Source organism: Spirillospora sp. NPDC052242 (genome assembly GCF_040679555.1).
Classification (GTDB): domain Bacteria; phylum Actinomycetota; class Actinomycetes; order Streptosporangiales; family Streptosporangiaceae; genus Spirillospora.
In genome coordinates, this window is the sequence record NZ_JBFAUZ010000061.1 from 1 (window position 1) to 22,832 (window position 22,832).

The following is a 22,832-nucleotide window of genomic DNA, read 5'->3' on the forward strand; positions in this document are numbered from 1 at the left end:
TCGGCGATCCGGGCCGCGAACACCAGCCCCTCCAGCAGCGAGTTGGACGCGAGCCGGTTCGCGCCGTGCACGCCCGTGCAGGCGACCTCGCCGCAGGACCGTCAGCGCGGCGCCGAGCCCGCACGCCGCGCGCGGCCGCCGCTGCGCCGCCGCCGCGAGCGCCAGCGCCGCGACCCCGAAGGCCGCCAGCGGCGGATCGACGGACATCAGCGCGCACGGGACGGCGACGGCGGCGATGACCGGCACCGTCCGCGGGTGCGCGGCGGCGAACGGCCGCACCAGCGCGCAGCCCGCCACCGCGGCGAGGCTCACGAACGCGGCGACCCGCAGTGCGCCGTCCGGGCTCGGGTCCGCGAGGTGCCAGACGTGCGAGAGGACGGGCGCGGCCGCCGGGCCGGGAGGGAAGATGTCCACGGTCACCTCCTGTGCGGGCGGCGGCGTCGGCCGGACGCTCCGGGTGCGAGGGCTCCAGTGTGAAATGGTCGCTAATCATTTTTCAAGTGCACGGCGGGTGCGGTGGAGCCGCTCACACCACGTGCACGTCGGGCACGTAGCGGATCCAGCGCCCGCCGCTCTCCCGGAAACCCCGCTCCTTCGCCATGATCTCCTCCGCGTGGTTCCACGCGAACAGGACGGCGTAGTCGGGATAGGGGTCGGCGAACGCCTCCGGCGGACGGACGGGTATGTGCGTGCCCGGGGTGAGCAGGCCCTGCTTGCCGGGCGTGGAGTCGCAGACGAAGGCCACCAGGTCGGGACCGATCCCGCAGTAGTTGGTCACGGTGGCGCTCTTGGCGGTCGCCCCGTAACCGGCCACCACCCGCCCCTCGGCGCGCAGCCGGCGCAGCAGCGCGGGCAGTTCCGCGCGGACCCGCTCGGCGCCCGCCGCGAGCCGCCGGAGCGAGGCCGGCTCGGCGAGGCCGAGCGCGTCCTCCCGGGCGAGCGCCGCGCCGACGGCGGCGCTCGGGCGGCGGCGGCCCGGGCGCGCCACCGTGAACCGCATCTCGCCGCCGTGCACGGGCAGGGCCTCCACGTCGACGAGCTCGAACCCGAACCGGCGTACGGCGTCCCGGACCGAGCCGACGGCGAAGAAGTAGAAATGCTCGTCGATGACCTGGTCGAACGCCGACCGGGCCAGGACGTCCCCGAGGTAGGGGTCCTCGAACACGAACCTGCCCGCGGGGGCGAGCAGCCGGTCCACGCCCGCGAACACCGACGCCAGATCGTCGATGTGGCTGATGGTGTTGGCCGAGTAGATCAGGTCGGCCGGGCCTTCCGCGGCGCGGACGCGGGCCGCCGTCTCCTCGCCGAAGAACTCGGTCACCACCCGGAGCCCGCGCACGGCGGCGGCGCCGGCCGCCTGCACGGACGGGTCGACGCCCAGGCAGCGCACCCCCGCGGCGTGCACGGCGGTGAGGAGCCCGCCGTCGTTGCAGCCGATCTCGACGACGAACGGGTCGGTCCCCGGCAGGTCCCGCAGCAGGGCCCGGCAGGTGCGGTCGAAGTGCCGGCGCATCCGGGCCGACTGCGACGAACGGTACGGGTAGTCGTGGCGGAACATCTTCTCCCGCGGCACCGGTTCGGTGAGCTGGACCATGCGGCAACGCGCGCAGCGGCCGACCGCGAGCCGGAAGAAGTACTCGGCGCCGACGTCTCCGGGCGCCACGAACGCGTCGGACAGCGGCTGCGGGCCGAAGCAGGCGAACTCGTGCACCGGGCCTCCGCAGATGCGGCAACCGCTCATCGTGGACGCCCTTCCGGCCGGGCCGGGGACGGATCCGCGGCGAGGGAGAGCAGGCAGGCGACCAGGCTCCGGGCCTGCATGCAGACGTAGTGGCTGTGGCGCAGCAGGGACGCCAGCTGCGCCAGCGTCATCCAGCGGAAGTCCGGACGGCCGTCGTAGCGGACCCGGGGGTCGGCGTCCACGATGAGGTGCCGGGCGCGCGCGTGGTCGAGGCGTCCGCCGTCCTCCGACTGCACGGCCGCGTACCTGATGCGCTCCGGTCCGGCGCCCAGGACGTCGTCCACGAAGGGCGGGCGCGCCGACGCGGGCAGGTGCGCGAGGTCGGCGGGCGCGCACCGGACCGTCGGGGCCAGTTCCGCCACGTCCACCAGTCCCGGCTCCACCTGCGCGCGCACCAGGACGTGCAGCACGCCCTCGAAGGACGTGACGACGAACGCCGCCACGCCGCCGCTCCGGGGCCGCAGGAGCGGCTGCGACCAGCGGCGCACCTCCCGGCCGGACGCCACGACCGACACGCCGCCGATGTCGAAGTACCGGCCGTCCCGATGCGTGATCGCGGTGCCGTCCGTCCGCCAGTCCCGCAGTTCGCCGAGCGGCACCCGCCGGGTGCGGAGCTCCGTGCGGGTGCGGATCTCGGTGATCCAGTGCAGGATCTCGTCCTCGGTGTGCCTGGCCGGGGCGCGGGCGTCGCACGAGCGGGCCAGCGCGTCGCGGAACCCGGAGCCGCGGGACGTCGCCGCCGCGCCCGCCTCGGGACCGGCGCCGGGCGCGGCGAACGGCAGGCAGGCGAGGACCGACCGCAGGTCCATGTTGACGAGGTCGTCGCGGGCCAGGAGCCGATGGAGCTGGCCCAGCGTCAGCCAGCAGAAGCCCGGCGCCGGGTCGACGGCGTCGGTGGTCTCCACGACCATGTTGCGGTTGCGTTTGCGGTAGAACCAGGCGCCGTGCTCCGACTGGCGCACGTCCACCAGCGCCCGGCGGCGGGCGTCCTGGAACAGCTCCAGGTACCGGACGGGCCCGCCGCGGTGCACCCGCGTGTAGTTGCTGCGCGTCGCCTGGACGGTCGGCGCCACCTGCGCACCGCCGCGGTTGCCCGGTTCCGCCTTCGCCTGCACCAGGCAGTGCAGCACGCCGTCGAACTCGCGCACCAGCAGGCCGAGGATGCCGACCTCGGGCTGCTCGATGATCGGCTGGCCCCACCGGGGCACCGGCCCGTCCGGACGGTCCACCTCCAGGCCCACGACCCGGAAGAACCCGCCGTCGGCGTGGGCCAGCGTCCCGGCGTCCGGGTCCAGCCGCCACCGGTCCAACCGCGCCAGCGGAACCCGCTCGACCGTCATGCGGGTCCTTTGCAGGGCATCGGCCCACCAGCGGCGCAGGTCGTCCGGGCCGGTGCGCGCGCCGTCGCGGCACCGCGCGGACGCGGCGATCCGCGCCGGGTCCCGCCCCGCGTCGATCATCGGCCGGCGGCCGCGCCGCGGGACGCGGCCGCGAGTTCCGCGGGCAGCAGCGGCTCCTCCAGCAGGCGGCGGTAGCGGTCCGCCACGGGCTGTCCCGGGGGACGCGCGCCCAGCCACCCGCGGACCAGCCGCGCCCCCTCGATGTAGGTCACCGTGTACGCCCGCCACAGCGGGTCGGTCAGGAAGCCCACCATGTGCCGCGCGCGCGTTTCCGGGACGAGCATCCACCGGCTCAGGTAGGCGACGACGTCGTCGACGTCGGCGCCGCGGTCGTGCAGCATGACGGCCGCGTCCTGGCGGGCCGCCAGCAGCCGCGTGGTCAGCGGCAGGAGCCGCTCGGCGAACTCGCCGTCCAGGTGCAGGCCGATCCGCTCCAGGACGCGCGCGGTCCACGGGCCCCAGCCCTCGCCCAGGAGGGCTTCCAGCGCGGCCTCGGCCATGCCCTCGGCGACGAGGCACTGGGGGGTGTTGACGAGCGAGATCACCTGTTCGCCGTGGCCCCGCTCGCGGACCAGCGCCTTCTCCTTGGCGCAGTGCTCGGTGTGGTGCCCCGGGTAGCACTCGTGCGTCGCCAGATGCGGGAGCGCCGACATGCCGTGGCCCGCGTCGGCGTTCAGCTCCACGACGGACCGGTAGCCGCCGTGGTACCGGTTGAACGCGTTCCACGGCTTGCCGGTGACCACCCGGTACTCGACGCGCTCGCCCGGTGGGAGGCCGAAGCGCGCGCCGGTGAGGTCGCGCAACTCGGCCGACAGCGCGCGCACGGCGCGTTCCAGGTCGGCGGGGGAGACCCGGTCGTCGTCCTGCCGGGCGTGCAGCCGGGCGGCGAGGGGGCCGCGCCCGGGCAGCAGCGCGTCGATCTCGTCGTGGACGGCCGCGTACCGGTCGGGCTCGGTCAACCCGATCTCGACGTCGAAGTACGCGGCGACCTCGGCGCCGAACGTCACCGGTTCCCCGGCGAGCCGCCGCGCCGAGCACTCCAGCGCCCGCACCTGCGCGTCGAGGAAGCCCAGCCGGACGGGGTCGAGCCCGCTGCCGGGCAGCCGGCGCAGCAGCCCGGCCGCGTCCCGGGCCAGGTCGGCGGGGTCGGGGACGGGCTCGGCCGCCACCCGCGCGGCCGTCCCGGGGTCGCCGAACCAGCAGTCGACGAAACCGTCGACGAGGCGGCCGAGGCGCAGCCCGAGCAGCAGGTAACCGGTCACGACTGATTCGTCGGCCACCGCGGTCACCGTCCGGCCATCGAATCCGTCAGCTTGATCATTGCCTCGACCGTGTGGTCGAGCTCGTCACGGTCGTTGTACAGGTGCGGCGCGAGCCGGACGGCGAAGCGCTCGGTGTCGGAACCGCGCGCCGGGAAGAACGTGAAGCGCAGGTTCACCCCGTGCTCGCTCTCCATGCGTTCCTCGAACTCCAGGAACTTCGCCGGGTCGACGGCGTCGGCGGGGTCGCGGAAAGGCTGGAAGGCGACCATTCCCGAGTGCAGCCGCCGGTCGCGCAGCGGGCTGAACAGCGACTCCGGCCCCCAGTGCTCGGCGATGCGCTCCTTCAGGTGGTCGCACAGCCCGTGCACGTACCGCTGGATGCCGGCCCGGCCGATGTGCTCCCAGATCTCGGCGGCGGTCTGCAGCGCGGGGCCGCGAGACAGGTCGGCCGAGCCTGTCTTCTGCAGGTAGGTGCCGATGTCGTAGGACGGTTCCCGGCCGGTGGCGCGCGGCGGCAGCTCGCCCTCGATCGGGTACCACAGCGAGATCACCGGCCAGAACTCCGGCAGCGGGAGCGGGTTGTACTCGGGCAGCACCTTGTTGCGCGCGTAGACGATGCCGGTGCCCATCGGCCCGCACTGGTACTTGGCGCCCGAGCCGCTGAGGAAGTCGACGCCGAGCTCGTGCAGGTTCATGTCGTACTGGCCCGGCAGATGGGCCCCGTCGACGACGCTGATCAGGCCGTGCCGGTGGGCGAGTTCGGCCAGCCGCCGCGTGGGCATGGCGGTGCCCACGGTGAACGTGACCGCCGCCCATTCGATGACCTTGGTCCGGGGAGTGATCGCCGCCTCGAACATCTCGACGATCTCGTCGGCGTCCTGGTCGGGGCCGAGCGGCGGCGTGAGCTTCTTGACGACCACGCCGCGCCGGTTGCGGAGCATGTTGAGCGGCGCCTGCATCGTGTAGCACTCGTGCGTGGTGGTGATGACCTCGTCGCCCTCGCCGAGCGCGAGCCCGTTGAGGATGCGCGCGTTGCCGTCCGTGGCGCCCTGCACGACGGCGATCTCGTCCGGGTCGCAGCCGTAGCAGCGCGCGAGCGCGGCGCGCGGTTCGGCGAAGGTGGTGGGCGGATAGGGGTCGCGCGGGTAGCGGGCGTATTCGGCGTCGGCCTCGCGCAGCAGGTCCAGCACCGGGCGCGGGGTCGAGCCCAGCGTGCCGACGTTCAGGTGGATCAGGTCGGGCGCCAGCGGGAACAGCGCGCGGACCCGCTCCCAGTTCGCCGGATCGTCCAGCGGCCCGGACGGCACGCGCGACGCCCACTCGGGGAGGGAGTGCCGCCCGCCTCCGGACGCCTCGGTCTCGGCCGCGGTGCGGCGGCGCGCCATCGCGACCACCGCCGACTCGGCCGTCGGCTCACTCGCCATGCCCTCCACGAGTACCTCCGTCGGAGCGAAACTGCCGGTTCCGTCCCACTCTAGGAAAGTACTTTAAAAATATCTAGTAGTTGCGGGACGGGCGTGACGGTTGACGGCGCCCCCGCGGCTCGCTATCCATGTCCCCATGCCAGTACCGATCACTGTCCCGGATCTGTCGGACCGGCCGCTGCGGCTGGTCGTCGAACGCGACATGCGCTCCTCTCCGCAGGCGATTTATCAAGCGTGGACCGAGCGGATCGACCGGTGGTTCGCCGCGCCCGGCACGGTCCTGATGGAAGGGCGCGTCGACACGCCGTTCTTCTTCGAGACCCGCTTCGAGGGCGCCCGCCACCCCCACTACGGACGCTTCCTGCGGCTGGAGCCGGAACGGCTGGTGGAACTGACCTGGGTCACCGGGCAGGGCGGGACCGACGGCGCCGAGACGGTCGTGACCGTCGAGCTGTCGCCGCTCGGCACGGGCGCGCACGTGCGGCTCACCCACGCCGGGTTCGGCACCGAAGCCGCCCGCGACCGCACCGAGGCCGCCTGGCCGAACGTCCTGGCGCAGATGGACGAACGCCTTTCCTAGCCGGCCGGGGACGAGAGGGCGAAGTCCGCGATCCGCAGCGGCGGCATCGCGGCGCGGGGCGGGCCCTCGTCCCACTCCCGGGGCAGGGCGGGCACCGTCCGGCCGACCTCGGTGACCCGCTCCAGCAGCGCCGCCGGGCTCTCGTTGAACCGGAAGTCGGGCGCCGCGCCGACGATCTCGCCGTCCTCCACCAGGTAGACGCCGTCGCGGGTCAGCCCGGTGAGCAGCAGCGACCGCTGGTCGACCGGGCGCAGGTACCACAGGGACGTGACGAGCAGACCCCGCCGCGTGCCCGCCACCATCTCCGTCAGGGACCGCGCGCCCGGCCCGCCCTCCAGCCGCAGGTTGTCGATCCGGGGGGTGACCGGCGCGCCGGTCAGCTCCGCGGACCGCCGCGTCTGCACCAGCGCGGTGAGCGTCCCGTCGCTGATCCATTCCGTGGGCCCCAGCGGCAGCCCGTTGTCGAACACCGACAGGCCCTCGCCGGAGGAACGGGCGATGACGAACGGCGCGCACTCGAAACCGGGCATCAGCGGCTCACCGCGCAGCGTCAGCGGCTGGGGGGCGAGCCGCTCGCCGATCCGCAGCCCGCCGTCCGCGCGGCCGAACGGCGAGCGGCCGTCCAGGGCGTCCTGCGCGCCCGCCGCCGCGTAGAGATGCCCCATGAGATCCGCGACGCACGAGGGCGACAGCAGCACCTCGTGGCGTCCGGGCGGGACCTCCACCCGGCGACGCCCCCAGCCCAGCCGGTACCGCAGCCGCCGGTCCAGCTCGTCCGGTCCCGGGGCGGGCGCCTCGCCGCACGACGTCGCACCGGCCCACGCGGACGCGCCGTCAGCGGCGCGACCCGTGAGGTCGACCAGCCCCGCGGGCTGGACGTGCCTCAGGCGGAGCCCCGAGCCGGTCGCCACGTAGGTCGAACACAGCTCGCGCCGGGCGAACCCGTAGAGCATGCGTTTCTCCGCGGCGGCCCGAGCCACCGCCGTCCGCAACCCGCCGGCGAGCGAGCCGAGCACCTCGCCGGGCAGCCGCTCCGGCGGAGCCGTCCAGTCGGGCGAGACGCCGCCGTCGTGCAGGGGGGCGGCGTCGGGTGCCGCGGGGGCGGAGCGGGCGGCCCGCACGGCGGCCTCCACCATGCCGCCGACCTCCGCGACCGGCTCGCCGTGCCGCGCCACCACGCCCGCCGCCGTCCCGCGCCCGCCCGCGACGACCGCCACGACCGTCACCCGCGTGTCCCGCACGTGCCCGGCCGCCGTCACGGCGTTGCCGGCCCAGCGCAGGTGGGCGGTATCGGCCTCGTCGACGATCACCACGAGGTCGTCCGGGCCGCGGACCGCGAGCGCCCGCTCGGCGATGTCCTGCGGCGCGGCGCTCACAGGCCCGCCTCCCGGGACGCGTCGACGACCCGGACCCCCTCGAACACGGCGGCGGGGGAGCCGTGGCTGGCGGCGGCCGTCTGGACCGGCTGCCCCTTGCCGCACAGGTCGGCGCCGAACACGCGGTGATCCGCCGGGCCTCCGAGCGCCCTCAGCGAGTTCCAGAAGCCGACGGTGTCGCCCTGGTACGCGACGTCGTTCACCTGCCCGGCCAGCCGGCCCCCGCGGATCCGGTGGCAGCGCTGGGCGGTGAACTGGAACCCGCGGCGCCGGTCGTCGATCGACCAGCTCCCCGAGCCGACGACGTACAGGCCGTCGGTCACCCCGCCGATCAGCTCCTCGGTGGACGGGCCGCCCGGCGCGGGGCGCAGGCAGACGTTCGGCATCCGGGTCAGCGGCGCGTGCAGTCCCGGCTCCGCGTACGCGCAGCCGGTCGAGCGTCCGGCACCGATGAGCGGGGCGGTGCCGCGATCGGTCTGGAACCCGGTGAGGACGCCGCCGGTCACCAGATCCCACTCCTGCGCCGCCACGCCCTCGTCGTCGAAGCCGACCGTCGCCAGCCCATGCTCGGTCGTCCGGTCCGCGGTGACGTTCATCTCCGGCGAGCCGTACCGCAGCGAGCCCAGCCGGTCGGGCGTGGCGAAGCTGGCGCCCGCGTACGCGGTCTCGTGGCCGAGGGCGCGGTCGAGTTCGGTCGCGTGCCCGACCGTCTCGTGCAGCGTCAGCCACAGGTTCGACGGATCGATGACCAAGTCGTAGCGGCCCGGCCGGACGGCGGGCGCCGCGAGCTTCGCGCCGAGCAGCCCGGGCAGGGCGGCGAGCTCGGCGTCCCAGTCCCAGCCGTCGCCGTCCAGGTACTCCAGGCCGCGGCCGGTGGGCGGCCCGAGCGTTCGCAGCGCCGCGGCGGCACCGGTACGCGGATGGACGCCGAGCGCCTGCAGCATCGGGTGGATCCATGTCCGCTGCTGCAACGTCACGGTGCCCGCCGAGTCGGCGTAGAACTTGGTCTCCCGGGTGAAGCGGAGCTTGGCGAGGACGTGCAGCACCTCGGGCGCGGCCAGCAGCCGCTCGCTCCACTCGACCAGGCGTGCCGTACGGTCCGCCGGAGACGCGTCGAAGGCGTCGATCCGGCAGGGAGCGGCCCAGACCGCGTCCCGGTACACGGGCTCGGCGGCCGGAGCGGGAGCACGGTGGCCGTCGGCGGCCAGGACGCGGGCGACCGCCACGGCGCGTTCGGCGACGGCCGCCGCCTCCTCGGGCGCCGGACGTCCGGCGGCGGCCGCGAAGCCCCGGGCGCCGCCCGCGGTCACCGTCACGGCCAGTCCCGTGTGCGTGGTGTCGTGGTCGCCGACCGGGGCGGCGTCGCGCAGCAGCGTCCCGTACCGCCGGACGCGCTCGACGCGGACGGCCGCGTCCCGGGCGCCCAGTGCGGCGGCCCGGTCGAGCGCGGCGTCGGCGACGGCGCGGAGCGGGAGGGCGCGGAACGCCGGGTCCACGGCCGCGTCCGTCGTCGGCATCGGGACACCTCCGCCGTCTGGTGTCGGGGTCGCCCTTTCGAAGAAGTTATAGCTTTATCAAGTGCCCGAGGAGGGTTCGCTTACCTGGTGGCGTTAAGGATCTAACCATCGGTATATACTAGTAAAGCACGGGAGGAGGCCGCCGATGAAGCAGCAGCGGCGCAACTACGGACAGTACTGCGGGCTCGCGGGGGCGCTCGACGTGATCGGCGAGCGCTGGACGCTTCTGATCATCCGCGAGCTGCTCACCGGCTCCTGCCGCTACAACGAACTGCAGGGCAACCTTCCCGGCATCGGCACCAACCTGCTGGCCGAGCGGCTGAAGTTTCTGATGGAGACCGGTCTGGTCCGCCAGCGCACGCTCCCCGGTTCCAAGGTCAAGACCTACGAGCTGACCGAGCAGGGGGAGGGGCTGCGCGAGACGGTGCTGTCCCTGGCCCGGTGGGGGCTCGGCCTTCTCGGCGCGCCCCGCGCCGAGGACGTCGTCCGCCCCCGGTGGGGCGTGCTCGCCGTCGAGGCGATGGTCGACCCGGCCGCCGCGGGCCCCGACGAGGTGTACGAGTTCCGCGTGGACGACGAGGTCTTCCACGTCGACGTCCAGGACGGCGAGGTCAAGGTCCGGCACGGGGCGCCGCACAGCGAACCGGTGCTGGTCGTCTCCACCGACGCGGTGACCTTCGTCGAGATCGGGTCCGGCCGGCTGAACCCCCTGGAGGCCACCCTCACCCGCCGCCTCGTGATGGAGGGCGACGAGGAGGCCGTCCTGCGCTGCTCGCGGCTCCTCGGTCTCGTCGGCTGACCGCCGGCCCCAAATTCCTCCTTTCCCACGTCCTTTTCGCGGACCGCGCCGACCGGTGATCCAGCCTGGCGGAGCCGGCCGGGCCGGCCGTCCGGTCGGCTTGGACCGACCCGGACTCCACCGCTCTGGGCGGCCCGGCCTGTTCTGAAGCCGCGGGCCTGGACGTCCGTTGTTCCCGGGAGCGTCGGCTCCCGCCCGTCCGCCCGCGCCCCTGCGTCGCCGCCGTGCGCCCGCCCGGTCCCGCGCCGCTTCGATCGCGCGACCGAAATACCCATTTGGGGATCATGGTGATGATTAGGCATTTCCTTCGCGAACCTTGACGGGGGCCGCGCGCGCATGATGAATGTTCTCTCGGTGGACCGAAGTAACCGGAGCGGCCTCGCGGTCGCTGCGGGGCGAGGAGGCGAGCCAGGTGCCAGGGACATCGCGACGCACGGCGGCCCGACGGCCGGCGAACCTCAGCGCAGACCCCCTGACCTGCTTCGGGTTCGCCGTCGACGCATCCTTCGGACGGCGGCCCATGCGCTACGCGATCGTCCGCCGGTTCGCCGGTGACACGGCCGAGACGTGGCTGTTCGTCACCGAGCCCGAGACGCTGGCGGGCACGCACGTGCGGATCGTCGAGGACCGGTCGCGGTGCCATTGCGAGGTGCGCACGTTCGTGCCCACGATGCGGCGGTCGCTGGTGCTGACCGAGCGGCACGTCTTCGGGTGCCTGCCGCTGACCGACATCGGATACCTGGACCTGATGGCGTGGCGCCACCCCGGGCTGGCGCCTGTTCCCGAGGACCGGGAGAGCGACCTGTCCTGGAGCCGGTGGCCCGGCGCCGAACCGCACTGCCATCTCGGCCCGGCGGTCACCCCCGGCCTGACCGTCACCGAGGCGGTCGATCCCGGCACCGGGACGGTCGTCGCCCGCGCCGTCGACCGGCGCGGCGAGCCGGAGCACCGCTGGGAGGTCCTGGAGCCGGGCGGCCCGGACGCGGTCGGACTGCCCCGGGTGGTGCGGGCCTGCGGCCCCGGGGGCCGATGGACCGAGTTCCGCCGGATCGGGGCGCCCTTCCCCGTCGATCCCGCGCACGTGGACGCGGGTCCCGACCGCCTTCTCGATGATCTCGACCGGCGCCTGAACCTCAGGACCGGCCCGGCCGCGGGCCGGTTCGCCGCGGACGGGCGCCACGGAGGACGCTGAGATGCCGGATGGAACCGTCCACCGAGCCGTGGCCGCGAGGGGCGCGCGGGTCGCCGCCGCCGGCGGCCTCGCGCTGGCGCGCGGTGCCGGTGCCCGCCTGGTGCGCGGGCGGCGCGGCACGGCGGACGACGCCGCGCGGCTCCTCGAGCGGCTCGGCGGCGGGTTCCTCAAGGCGGGCCAACTGCTCGGCACCCGTCCCGACCTGGTCGGCGAGGCGGCGGCCGCCACGCTCGGCAGGCTGCAGGACGGTATCGCGCCGATGCCTCCGGAGGCGGCGGCGACCGCGGTGCGCCGCGCCCTGGGAAAGGTGCCGGACGGCATCGCGGCCGCGCTCGCCGGTCCTCCGGTGGCCGGTGGGGCGATCGCGTGCGTGTACCGGGCCGAGGTGGACGGACGGGCGGTCGCCGTCAAGGTCCGCCGGCCCGGGGCGGACGACGCCATGGCCGCCGACGTCGCGATTCTGCGGTGGCTGGCTCGGACGGTCGCGTGGGCGCCGCCGTTCCGCCGGGCGCCGCTGACGGAGATCGTCGACGAACTGGGGACGCTGCTCGCCCGCCAATCGGACCTGCGGGCGGAGGCCGCCGCGCTGCGGCGGCTGCACCGCGCCCTCGCCGACCTGCCCGGCGTGGTCGTGCCCGACACCGTCCCCGGCCTGTGCGGGGACGGCGTGATCACCATGGACTTCGTCGACGGGCTGGACCGGGCGGGCGCCGGGACGTTGCCGGCGTCCACCCGGCGCGAGCAGACCGGTCTGCTGGTGCGCGCGGTGTACCGGATGCTGTTCGTGGAAGGGCTCGCCCATCTCGACCTGCACCAGGGGAACGTCTACTTCCGGCGGGACGGCAGCGTCGTGCTGCTGGACGCGGGCCTGGTCTGCGCGCTGGACGACGGCAGCCGCCGCGCGTTCACCGAGTTCTTCGCCGGCATGATCCGCGGGGACGGCGACGCCTGCGCCGAGATCCTGATGTCGACCGTCCGCGCCGCCGCCGCGGGAGCCGATCCGGCGGGTTTCCGCCGCCGGGTCCGTGAGCTGGTCGCCGATACCGACCGCCGCGCCGCCGGGGACTTCGACCTGCCCGGCTTCTGCGTGCGCCTGTTCGACCTGCAGCGCCGGCACCGGCTGTTCGCCGACCCCCGCTTCGTCGTCCCGATGACCTGCCTGCTCACACTGGAGGGCGCAGTACGCAGAAATCACCCCGCCATGGATTTCCAGCTGGAAGCCGCTCCCTACGCACTGGAAGGGCTGCTGCGGCCGGCCACGGCGCCGGGCCGTCCGTGATCACCGCATGATCCGCACGAGCGGCCGGTGGCCGCGCGTTTCTCGTGGGCTGCCCTAAAGTCACCGACAGAACGCCGACGCGATTCTGTTGCCATTCTTAAATGATCACTCGAAGGCTGCATAAATTGCTACATAAAATTCTACACTTGCCAGGTCGGCTAAGTATGTTATAGCCGTCTACCTGTGATGATGTTCGTTCATAAGCCGGTCTCCCCGTCTTGGTCGTGCGGGACCGGCGGTGCTGCCCCGTGCCGTAAAACGGGTGTCCGCATCCGGGCGGCCGAAAATCTCGCGTCTTGACATCCAGCTTTAAAAACAATTAGTTGGTATCTGGTCCGAACTTCGGGTGGAGATCATGTATAGGAACTTTCCTGTCGACGTACCCCGCTCCCGCCTCCCACGTCTGCTCATGCTCCACGAAAATCGGGTTTCTCTTGACAGATACGGTCATGCACGCGGCGACACCGAGATCCGGCGGCGGCTGGAGGAGGTGGTGGGCGCCTTCGCCACCGGCTACAACACGGCGCTCGAGGAGCGCGAAGGCGCACTCGACCTGAGCGGGATTCCGCGCGAGCTGCGCGGCTTCGCCTATGAGGGCGCGGCGATGAGCCGGGCGCTCCTCGACCTGCTCGCGCTCTCGCGCGGCCGTCGCCTGGACGGCCTGCGCACCGGGCCGGGCGCCGGATACCCGCACCTGATCCACGTCGGGGCGGGCTGGGCCTACGCCCGGTTCCGGCTCCCCCCGCGGACGGCGGGCAGAGGCGCGGGCGGACTGCCCCGGTGGCTGGCGTGGGACGGCTGGGGCTTCCACAACGCCTACTTCCGCCCCGGCCCGGTCTACCGCGAGCGCCGCGTCGAACGCGCGGCGCGCGGGCCGGTTCGTCCCGTCCGCGACCAGGGCGTGGGGCGTGCGCTGTGGTTCCACGCCTGCGCCGATCCCGAGCGGATCGAACGGGTCATCGGCGGGTTCCCCGCGCACCGGCGCGCGGACCTGTGGGCCGGGGTGGGGCTCGCCGCGGCCTACACCGGGATCCAGCCCCGCCCCGTGCTGGCCCGGCTCGGTGAGGCGGCCGGGGCCCACCGGGACCAGCTGGCGCAGGGCGCGGCGTTCGCCGCCAAGGCGCACGTGGTGTCGGGAGAGGTGCCCGGGCGCGTCGAGGCGGCCGTGGCCGAACTGTGCGGGACGACGGCGGCCGCCGCCGCGCGGTGGACCGACGACGCCCTGGCCGCGGCCGAGGCGCACGGCGTCGGCGTCGGCGCCTACCAGCAGTGGCGGGCCGGGGTGCGGCGCGCCTGGCGACGGGAGATCGGCGAGGTGCGGGCATGAGGCGGGTGCTGCGGAAGCGTCTGGTGCAGGTCTGCTCGATCGTGCTGCTCGTCGGCGGGTGGCAGCTGGCGACGCTGCCGGACGCCGACGAGGCCGAGGCGGCTCGGCTGGCCGCCCCGTTCGCGTTCGAGAAAGCGGCGCTCAACGGCACGGCATCGCCGCGCCGCGAGCGGACCGTCGCTCCGGCCTACGAGCGCATCCGGCACTGGATCTCCTCGGTGGGCGCGGCGGTCGCGCTGGCCGATGTCGACGGCAACGGACGGCCCGACGACGTCTGCCTGGTCGACCCGCGGGACGACTCGGTGACCGTGCGGCCGGCGCCGGGCACGGGACGGCGGATGCCGGCCGTCCGGCTCACCCCGGACGGCCTGCCGTTCGACCGGACGATGGCGCCGATGGGCTGCACGCCGGGCGACTACAACGAGGACGGCCGCACCGACCTGCTCGTCTACTACTGGGGCCGGTCGCCGGTGCTGTTCCTGCGGACCCCGGAGCGGCTCGGCTCCGCAGCCTTCGCCGTCCGGGAGATGGTCGAGCCCTACCAGGTGTGGAACACCAACGCCGTCTCCCTGGCGGACGTGGACGGCGACGGGCACGGCGACGTCGTCGTGGGCAACTACTTCCCCGACGGCGCCCGGGTGCTCGACCCGGCGGCCCGCCAGGACGAACTGGTCATGCAACGGTCCATGTCCGCGGCCTACAACGGGGGCGAGAACAAGGTCCTGCTGTGGCGGTCGGGACGCGGCGGCGAGCGCCCCGCCGCCTCGTTCGCCGAGGCGCGCGGCGCGTTCTCCGAGCGGACGGCCCGGGGCTGGACGCTGGCGACCGGCGCGCAGGACCTCGACGGCGACGGGAGGCCGGAGCTGTACTTCGCCAACGACTTCGGTCCCGACCGGCTGCTGCGCAACCTGTCCGAGCCGGGCCGGGTGAGGTTCCGGACGGTGGAGGGCACCCGGAAGTTCACCACCCCGAAGTCGAAGGTGCTGGGCGGCGACTCGTTCAAGGGCATGGGCGTGGCGTTCCCCGACCTGAACGTGGACGGGATCCCCGACATGGTGGTCAGCAACATCACCGAGACGTACGGTCTCCTGGAGAGCAACTTCGCGTGGCTCAGCCAGAGCGAGCGGATCTTCGACGGCGGCACCGCCCGCTACGACGACCACAGCGAGCCGCTGGGACTGTCCCGATCGGGCTGGGGCTGGGACGTCAAGGCGGGCGACTTCGCCGGGGACGGCCGCACCCAGATCGTGCAGGCGACCGGTTTCATCAAGGGCGAGACCGACCGCTGGGCGCAGCTCCAGGAGCTGGCCATGACCAACGACGACCTCCTCGACAAGCCGGGCGCGTGGCCGGACTTCGAGCCGGGGAAGGACGACATCTCGGGCAGCAACCACAATCCGTTCTTCGTGCGCGGTTCCGAGGGGCGGTTCGTCGACATCGCCGCGCGCCTCGGCGTGGCCGACACCAGCGTGACCCGGGGCATCGGCCTCGCCGACATCGACCACGACGGCCGGCTCGACTTCGCCACGGCCAATCAGTGGGGCCGGTCGTTCCTGTACCGCAACACGCGACCGGACCGCCGGCCCTTCCTCGGGTTGCGGCTGGTCCGCCCGGCGGGCGCCTGCTCCGCGGGCGCGCAGCGGCGGCCCCCGGCGGCCGGCGCGCCGACGACGCCGGCGATCGGGGCGTCCGCCGAACTGCACGGCGGCACCGACGGCGTCCGGATCGGCCAGGTCCATCCCGCCAACGGGCACGCCGGGGTGTCCGCGCCCGAGCTGCTGTTCGGGCTCGACCGCGGCACCACGACGGTCCCGCTCACGGTCGCCTGGCGGGACGCCTGCGGTGAGCGCCACAGCGGCAGGGTCGACATCGGCCCCGGCTGGCGCACCTTGGTCCTCAACCCCGATGGTTCGATCCGGGAGATGATCCGGTGAGTTCAGCGACCCTTCAGACGACCACGGCCGAGCCGCCCGCACGGCCCGCCAAGGACCCCCGCGTCATCGCGCTCCGCCGGTTCGCGATCTCCATCACGGCGTTCACGATCCTCGGCCACACCGTCCTCGGCTTCGAGCAGGCGTACGTCACCCCGCTGGCCGCGCTGGCCGTGGCGTACACGCTGGAGCTGGGGCTGGAGGCCCTGGACGCGTGGGCGAACCGCCGCCCGCGCAAGTTCGCCGGCGGGACCCGGGCGACGGTGGAGTTCCTGCTGCCCGCGCACATCACCGCGCTGGCGTGCGCGATGTTGCTCTACGCCAACAGCCGTCTCGGCCCCGTCGTCTTCGCGGTGATCATCGGGATCACGTCGAAGTACCTGATCCGGGTGCGGGTCGGCGACAAGGTACGGCACGTGATGAACCCGTCCAACCTGGGCATCGCGGTGATCCTGGTGCTGTTCCCCTGGGTGGGGATCGCGCCGCCCTACCAGTTCACCGAATGGGTGAGCGGGCCCGTCGACTGGCTCGTCCCGGTGCTCATCCTGCTCTCGGGCACCATGCTCAACGCCATGCTCACCAAGAAGATGCCGCTGATCCTGGGCTGGGTGGGCGCGTTCGCCGCGCAGGCGGTCGTGCGCACGCTGATCGACGGGACGTCCACGGTCAGCGCGCTGCTGGGGATGACGGGCGTGGCGTTCGTCCTGTTCACCAACTACATGATCACCGACCCGGGGACGACGCCGGTCCGGCCGCGCAACCAGGTGTGCTTCGGCGCGGCCACGGCCGCGGTGTACGGGCTGCTCGTCGCCTTCCACGTCGTCTACGGCCTGTTCTTCGCCCTGGTGATCGTGTGCGCGCTGCGGTGGGCCGGACTCGGGGCGCTGTCGCTGCGTCGGCGTGCCGCCGAGCGCGCCGCGTCCCCGTCCGGCGCCGCGGTGCCGCGGCAGGTGACGGCGCTGCCCGGCGCGACCCTGGCGACGCCCGACGAGGCCCGGTGAGCGCCGTGAACGAGCCCGGGATCGCCGTCGTGGGAGTCGGCTGCCGGTACCCCGACGCCGCCGGCCCGCAACGGCTGTGGGAGATGGTCCTCGCGGGCCGCCGGGCGTTCCGGCCGCTCCCGCCCGGACGGCTCGATCTGGACGACTACGCCGGCGACGGCCCGGACTCGACGTACGCCCGGTTCGCCGCCGTCCTGGAGGATTGGACCTTCGACCGCGCCCGCCACCGCGTGCCCGGAACGACGTACCGCGTCACCGACCCGACCCACTGGCTCGCGCTGGAGGTCGCCGCGGACACGCTCGCCGCGGCCGGGTTCCCCGGCGGGCGCGGGCTGGACGGGGACCGCGCGGGCGTGGTCCTGGGCAACACACTGGGCGGCGAGTTCGGCCGGGCGTCGCTGCTGCGGCTGCGGTGGCCGTACGTGCGCCGCCGGGTGGAGGCCGCGCTGGCCGGGACGAGCCTGCGCCCGGCCGAGCGGGACGCGCTGCTGGCGGGCCTGGAGCAGGACTTCAAGAAACCGTTCCCCGAACCGACCGACGAGAGCCTCGCCGGCGGGCTGGCCAACACCATCGCGGGCCGCGTCTGCAACCACTTCGACCTCCGCGGCGCCGGCTACACCGTCGACGGCGCCTGCGCCTCGTCGCTGCTGGCGGTGACCACCGCGTGCACGGCGCTGGCGGACGGCGATCTCGACCTCGCCCTGGCCGGCGGCGTCGACCTGAGCCTCGACCCGTTCGAGCTGGTGGGATTCGCCCGGGTGGGCGCTCTGGCGGCGACGGAGATGCGGGTCTACGACGAGCGGCCGACCGGCTTCCTGCCGGGGGAGGGGTGCGGCATGGTGGCGCTGATGCGCCTCGACGACGCCCTGGACGCCGGGCGGGCGCCGCTGGCCGTGATCCGCGGGTGGGGCGTGTCGTCCGATGGGCGCGGCGGCCTCACCCGGCCGGAGAGCGACGGGCAGGTGCTGGCCATGCGCCGTGCCTATGCCCGCGCGGGTTTCGGGCCCGACACCGTGCCGCTGTTCGAGGGGCACGGCACCGGCACCGCCGTCGGCGACGAGGCGGAGTTGCGCGCGCTGGGCGAGCTGCAGGGCGGACGCACGCTGCCACCCGCCGCGATCGGGTCGGTGAAGGCGAACATCGGGCACACCAAGGCGGCCGCCGGCGCCGCCGGCCTGATCAAGGCCGTGCTGGCGCTGCACCACCAGGTGATACCGCCGACCGTCGGCTGCACGCGGGAACACGAACTGCTGCGCCGTCCCGGGGCGCCGCTCCGGGTCGTCCCGGAGGCGACGCCCTGGCCGCAGGCTCCCCTGCGGGCCGCGGTGAGCGCCATGGGGTTCGGCGGCATCAACACCCACGTCGTGCTGGAGGGCGCGGCGCCTCCGCGGCGCAGCACGTTCACGGTCACGGAGCGGCGCCTGGCCCGCCGCGCCCTGGACGCCGAGGTGTTCGTGTTCGCGGCGGAGACCGCCGGGGACCTGGCGGCGGCGCTGCGGCGGGTCGCGGACCGCGCGGACGGCATCTCGCTGGCCGAGCACATCGACCTCGCCGCGGCGCTCGCCGACTCCGCCGCGCACGCCGCGCCGCCGTTCCGCGCCGCCGTCGTCGCCGGCGACCCCCGGGGGCTGGCGCTGCGCGCGCGCCGCGCGGCGCAGCGCCTGGAAGAAACGGAGCGGCCGCCGCTGGCCGCGGGCCCGGGCATCTACCTGGGGCAGGGCGCGCCCGGAAGGGTCGGCCTGCTGTTCCCCGGACAGGGCGCCCCGGTCCGCGCCGACGCCGGAGCGCTCGGCGTGCTGCTGCCGGAGGTCGCGGACCGCTTCGCCGACCCCGGCGGCGACCGCTTGGACACGGCGGTGGCGCAGCCCGCGATCGTGCGGGCGTCCCTCGCCGGACTGCGGTGGCTCGCCCGCATCGGCGTCGACGCCGATGCGGCGACCGGGCACAGTCTCGGCGAGATCACCGCGCTGTGCTGGGCGGGCGCGCTGACCGGGGAGGACGCCGTCCGGCTGGCGGCGGCGCGCGGACGCGCCATGGCCGACGCGGGGGAACCGGGCATGGGCATGGTCTCGCTCGCCGCCTCGCCCACGACGGTGGCGGAGCTCATCGCCGGGACCCGGCTCGCGGTGGCGGCCGACAACGGCGCCGTCCAGGTCGTGGCCGGCCCGCTCGCCGACCTGGACACGGTGTCGGACCGCGCCGCCCGCGCCGGCGTCACGGCCCGGCGGCTCGCCGTCGGCCACGCGTTCCACACCGCCGCGGTCGCCGCGGCGGGCCCGCCGCTCGCCCGCCTGCTGCGCGGCGTCCGGCTGGACCGGCCGCACCGGCCGGTGTACTCCACGATCACCGGTGGTGCCCTCGAGCCGGACGCCGACCTGCACGAACTCCTCGTCCGGCAGATCACCGAGCCGGTCCGGTTCCGCGCCGCGCTGGCGGCGCTGACGGCCGGCTGCGACCTGCTGGTCGAATGCGGTCCCGGGCACTCGCTGAGCACCCTCGCCCAGGAGGCCGCGGGCGTGCCCGTGGTGACGCTGGACGTCGGCGCGGCCTCGGCCGAGCCGGTGGCGCGGGCGAACGGCGCGCTGTTCGCGGCGGGCGTCGTCGGGGACCCGAAGGCGTTCTTCGCCGAGCGGTTCCACCGCCCGTTCGTCATCGACCGTGTGCCGGCCTTCCTCACCAACCCGTGCGAGACCGCCCCGCGGATCCCCGAGCGCCGTCCCGGTCCGGGCCCGGCGGGCGAGGCCGAGGAGGCGGCGCCCGTCCCGCCCCGAACGGCCCCGGACCCGGCCGCCGCGGACGACCGGGCGGCCGGCGACGGCGCGGCCGGGACCGTCGGCACCGACCCGGTGGAGGCGGTGCGCCTCCTGGTCGCCGAGGCCCTCGAACTGCCCGCCGAGATGGTCGGCGACGACGACGAACTGCTCAGCGACCTGCACTTCAACTCGCTGCGGGTGATGCAGCTGGCCGTCCGGGCCGCCGAACGGTGCGGGCGCGGGGTACCGTCCGTGCCGCCGCCGCTGGCGTCGGCCACCGTGGCCGACCTCGCCGCGGCCGTCGCCGCGCTGCCCGCGGCCGACCGGTCCGGCGGACGCCCCGGCGGTCCGCCGCCCGGCGTGGACGAGTGGTTCCGCGTGTTCGCCGGTGAGCGCCGTCCCGTCCGGCTCTCCGGCGAGCGCGCCGCCCGCCGCTGGCGGGTCTGCGGCGGGGGAGCGCTCCGCGACCTCGCCGAACCCCTCCTGGACTCGGCCGCGGACGCCCCGCCCGCGTACGCGGTGTTCCTTCCCGAAGACCCCGGCGACGAGGCGATCGGCGCGCTCCTGGAGGCGGCGGCGGACGCCCTGGCCGCGGGCGCGTCGCTGACCGTGGTGGATCTCGGGGTCACCGCGCCCGGATTCGTCGGCGGCCTCGCCCAGGAGTATCCGGGTCGCGACCTGCGCTGGATCGGCGCCGACGCGGCGACCGAGGCCGCGGCCCGGACGGTCGCGGACGCGCTCGCGACACCGCACCGCGGCCACGTCGAACTGCTGGTCGACGCGCGCGGAGAGACGGCCGAGCCGGTGCACCGGCCCGTCCGGCTCGCGGCCGGCGAACCCCCGCTCGCGCCGGGCGAGGTGCTGCTCGTGACGGGCGGCGGCCGCGGCATCGGGCTGGAGACCGCCGCCTTCCTCGGCGACCGCTGGGGGGTGCGGCTCGCCCTCATCGGCCGCGCCGACCCCGCGGACGACGCGGAACTGCGCGCCGCGCTCGACCGCCTGGAGGCGGGCGGGGCCGTGTTCCGGTACGAGGCCGCCGACGTCGGCGACCCGGCCGCGCTGCGCGCGGCGGTCGACCGCGTCACCGCCGCGCTCGGCCCGGTGCGCGGCGTCGTCCACGGCGCCGCGATCAACCGTCCCGCGCGGTTCGCCGAGCTGGGCGTCCGGGACTTCGCCGCCCACGCGGCGCCGAAGCACCACGGCCTGCGGACGCTCCTCGCCGCCCTCGACCCGCTCGAGCTGCGGCTCGTCGTCACCTACGGGTCGGTGATCGGCCGCTTCGGGCTGCCGGGCGAGGCGCACTACGCCCTCGCCAACGGCCGCCTGCGGGAGCTGGCGAGGGTGCTGGCGGCCGACCTGCCCCGGTGCCGTGTCCACAACATCGACTGGACCGCGTGGTCCGGCGCCGGCATGGGCGAACGCCTAAACGTCCTGGACGGGCTGGTCGCCGCGGGCGTCGCGCCGATGCCCGTCGAGGTCGGCACCCGCATGGCCGCGCGGATCGCCGAGTCCGGCACCGCGGCGACGACCGTCCTGGCCACCGGACGGCTGCCGGCGCTGCACTCCGCGGCCACCGAGCCCGCGGACGCGCTGTTCCGGCACGTCCGCACGCACACACCGGGCGTCGAGCTCGTCGCCGACGCCGAGCTGAGCCTGCGGGACGCGCCCGACCTCGACGACCACCGCATCGACGGGCTCGCGGTCCTGCCCGCGGTGAGCGCGCTGGAGATGATGGCGCGGGCCGCCTCCGCGCTGACGGGACGGCCGTCCGGGTCCGTGGCCGACGGGACCTTCGAACGTCCGATCATCGTCCCGGAGAAGGGGCTCCGTACCGTGCGGGTGTGCGCGCTGGCCGAACCGGACGGCGCCGTGCGGGTCGTGCTGCGCAGCGACGAGACCGACTTCGCCGTCGACCACTTCTCCGGCACCGTGACCGGCCCCGCGGAGCCCCCGGAGCCGCCCCGCGTCGACGGCGTCCCCGTACCGCACGACGGGCGTTCGCTGTACGGTCCGCTGTTCTTCCACGGTCCGCGCTTCCGGCGGCTCCAGCGTTACGAACGCCTGGAGGCCACGGGGTGCACGGCACTGCTCGACGCGGGGGAGGCGGGGCCGTGGGCGCTGGGCGACCCGGCGCGCAACGACGCCGCCATCCACGTGCTGCAGGCCTGCGTTCCGCATCGGCGGCTACTGCCCGTGGGATGCGGCCGCTTCACGGTCCACGGCGGCGGACGCGGCGAGCTGACCCTGCACGCCGCCGAACGGTCGCACGACGGCTCGGAGTACGTGTACGACGTCCTGCTCCTCGACGCCGACGGGCGGCCCGTGCTGAGCTGGACCGGGCTGCGGCTGCGCGACGTCGGGCCGCTGCACGCCGCGCGCGGACTCGCGCCCGTGCTCGTCGGCGTCCACCTGCAACGGGGGTTCGCCGACCTGCTGCCCGGCGTGCGGGTGAGCATGGACGGTCCCGTCCCGTCGGTGTCCGGCGGCGCCGTCGCGATGGGCGGGGACGGCGGCGACGTCCCGTGGCCGGTGCAGGCGGACCGTCTGCGCACGCTGATGGACGAACCCCCGGAACACGTTCGCGCCCGCCTGGGCGCCGTGCGGGAGTGCCTGCGGAAGGCGGGACGCGAGCCGCCGGCGGAGCTCGCCATCGAGGGAGTGTACGAGGGCGGCTGGGTGGCGCTCCGGACGCCGGACGCGTGCCGGATCGTGTCCGTCCTGCTCGCCGTCGAGGGACGTCCGGAGCCGGTCGCGGTCGCGGCCCTCACGACGGAAGGGCGGTGCTCATGACGAACGCGCCCTACTACGAGTACAGGCACCGGGTGACGTTCGCGGAGACGAACGTGGTCGGCAACGTCTACTTCGCGGTCTACCTCGGCTGGCAGGGCGCCTGCCGGGAGATGTTCCTCGCCGACAAGGCGCCGGGCGTGGTCGAGCGGTTGCACGACGATCTGGCGCTGGTGACCGTGTCGTGCTCCTGCGAGTACTTCGCAGAACTGTTCGCGCTGGACACGGTGGCGGTCCGCATGACCCTCACCGGAATCGACGACCACCGGATCGGCATGGGCTTCGACTATTACCGGTTCGGGCGAGGGCCCGCACAACTCGTGGCGCGCGGTGAGCAGACCGTCGCCTGCATGGCCCGCTCGTCCGGCGAGCTCTTTCCGGAACCGATCTCGGAGGAATTGATGCGAGCTCTGCGCCCCTACGCCGCGAGAGCGACGGAACTTAAGTAGTCAACTCGAAAGCA

Annotated in this window: 16 protein-coding genes; 9 read left to right on the forward strand and 7 right to left on the reverse strand. The window is 74.7% G+C overall.

The genetic code is table 11. The features are described from left to right. The 5 genes from AB0L25_RS35575 to AB0L25_RS35595 form a co-directional block, all read right to left on the reverse strand. On the reverse strand, window positions 1–414 hold a 414-nt coding region (locus AB0L25_RS35575), incomplete at its 3' end, for a hypothetical protein (protein WP_500177351.1). Window positions 415–526: 112 nt separating this feature from the next. Further along, window positions 527–1,741, reverse strand: coding sequence for a methyltransferase domain-containing protein (locus tag AB0L25_RS35580; RefSeq protein ID WP_500177353.1), 1,215 nt, complete (start codon window positions 1,739–1,741; stop codon window positions 527–529). Continuing rightward, entirely contained in the window at window positions 1,738–3,201 is a 1,464-nt protein-coding gene (locus AB0L25_RS35585; protein WP_500177354.1) for an NDP-hexose 2,3-dehydratase family protein, read from the reverse strand. The genes AB0L25_RS35580 and AB0L25_RS35585 overlap by 4 nt, the downstream gene beginning before the upstream one ends. Further along, window positions 3,198–4,421: a hypothetical protein gene (locus AB0L25_RS35590; protein WP_500177356.1), complete on the reverse strand. Its 1,224-nt coding sequence runs from the start codon at window positions 4,419–4,421 to the stop codon at window positions 3,198–3,200. The genes AB0L25_RS35585 and AB0L25_RS35590 overlap by 4 nt, the downstream gene beginning before the upstream one ends. 5 nt (window positions 4,422–4,426) lie before the next feature. Continuing rightward, complete coding sequence (locus AB0L25_RS35595) at window positions 4,427–5,827, reverse strand: aminotransferase class V-fold PLP-dependent enzyme (RefSeq protein ID WP_500177358.1); 1,401 nt, start codon at window positions 5,825–5,827, stop codon at window positions 4,427–4,429. 136 nt (window positions 5,828–5,963) lie between these two features. Between AB0L25_RS35595 and AB0L25_RS35600 the strand changes: the two genes are divergently transcribed. Continuing rightward, complete coding sequence (locus tag AB0L25_RS35600) at window positions 5,964–6,407, forward strand: SRPBCC family protein (protein WP_500177360.1); 444 nt, start codon at window positions 5,964–5,966, stop codon at window positions 6,405–6,407. Here AB0L25_RS35600 and AB0L25_RS35605 read toward each other — a convergent pair. Together AB0L25_RS35605 and AB0L25_RS35610 are read right to left on the reverse strand one after the other, a co-directional pair. Then, complete coding sequence (locus AB0L25_RS35605; protein ID WP_500177362.1) at window positions 6,404–7,783, reverse strand: metallopeptidase TldD-related protein; 1,380 nt, start codon at window positions 7,781–7,783, stop codon at window positions 6,404–6,406. The genes AB0L25_RS35600 and AB0L25_RS35605 overlap by 4 nt on opposite strands. Next, window positions 7,780–9,300 carry a TldD/PmbA family protein gene (locus tag AB0L25_RS35610; protein ID WP_500177364.1) on the reverse strand — a complete coding sequence of 507 codons (1,521 nt, stop codon included), beginning with the start codon at window positions 9,298–9,300 and terminating at the stop codon, window positions 7,780–7,782. Before AB0L25_RS35610 ends, AB0L25_RS35605 begins: the two co-directional genes overlap by 4 nt. A gap of 145 nt (window positions 9,301–9,445) precedes the next feature. Between AB0L25_RS35610 and AB0L25_RS35615 the strand changes: the two genes are divergently transcribed. From AB0L25_RS35615 to AB0L25_RS35650, 8 genes are all read left to right on the forward strand, one after another. Continuing rightward, the gene (locus tag AB0L25_RS35615) at window positions 9,446–10,099 is read left to right on the forward strand and encodes a winged helix-turn-helix transcriptional regulator (RefSeq protein WP_500177366.1); all 654 of its coding nucleotides are present in this window, start codon (window positions 9,446–9,448) and stop codon (window positions 10,097–10,099) included. Window positions 10,100–10,619: 520 nt separating this feature from the next. Further along, the gene (locus tag AB0L25_RS35620) at window positions 10,620–11,291 is read left to right on the forward strand and encodes a hypothetical protein (protein WP_500177368.1); all 672 of its coding nucleotides are present in this window, start codon (window positions 10,620–10,622) and stop codon (window positions 11,289–11,291) included. Window position 11,292: 1 nt separating this feature from the next. Further along, window positions 11,293–12,570, forward strand: a complete 1,278-nt coding sequence (locus AB0L25_RS35625; RefSeq protein ID WP_500177370.1) for an ABC1 kinase family protein — start codon at window positions 11,293–11,295, stop codon at window positions 12,568–12,570. A gap of 409 nt (window positions 12,571–12,979) precedes the next feature. Further along, window positions 12,980–13,897: a DUF1702 family protein gene (locus AB0L25_RS35630; RefSeq protein WP_500177372.1), complete on the forward strand. Its 918-nt coding sequence runs from the start codon at window positions 12,980–12,982 to the stop codon at window positions 13,895–13,897. Continuing rightward, a complete protein-coding gene (locus AB0L25_RS35635) occupies window positions 13,894–15,831 on the forward strand; it encodes a CRTAC1 family protein (protein ID WP_500177373.1) in 1,938 nt (645 codons plus the stop codon). The genes AB0L25_RS35630 and AB0L25_RS35635 overlap by 4 nt, the downstream gene beginning before the upstream one ends. After that, complete coding sequence (locus AB0L25_RS35640) at window positions 15,828–16,829, forward strand: enediyne biosynthesis protein UnbU (protein ID WP_500177374.1); 1,002 nt, start codon at window positions 15,828–15,830, stop codon at window positions 16,827–16,829. The genes AB0L25_RS35635 and AB0L25_RS35640 overlap by 4 nt, the downstream gene beginning before the upstream one ends. Continuing rightward, on the forward strand, window positions 16,826–22,372 hold the full coding sequence (locus AB0L25_RS35645; protein ID WP_500177376.1) for a type I polyketide synthase: 5,547 nt from the start codon (window positions 16,826–16,828) through the stop codon (window positions 22,370–22,372). The genes AB0L25_RS35640 and AB0L25_RS35645 overlap by 4 nt, the downstream gene beginning before the upstream one ends. Further along, entirely contained in the window at window positions 22,369–22,818 is a 450-nt protein-coding gene (locus AB0L25_RS35650; protein ID WP_500177377.1) for an acyl-CoA thioesterase, read from the forward strand. Before AB0L25_RS35645 ends, AB0L25_RS35650 begins: the two co-directional genes overlap by 4 nt. The last annotated feature ends 14 nt before the right edge of the window (window positions 22,819–22,832 follow it).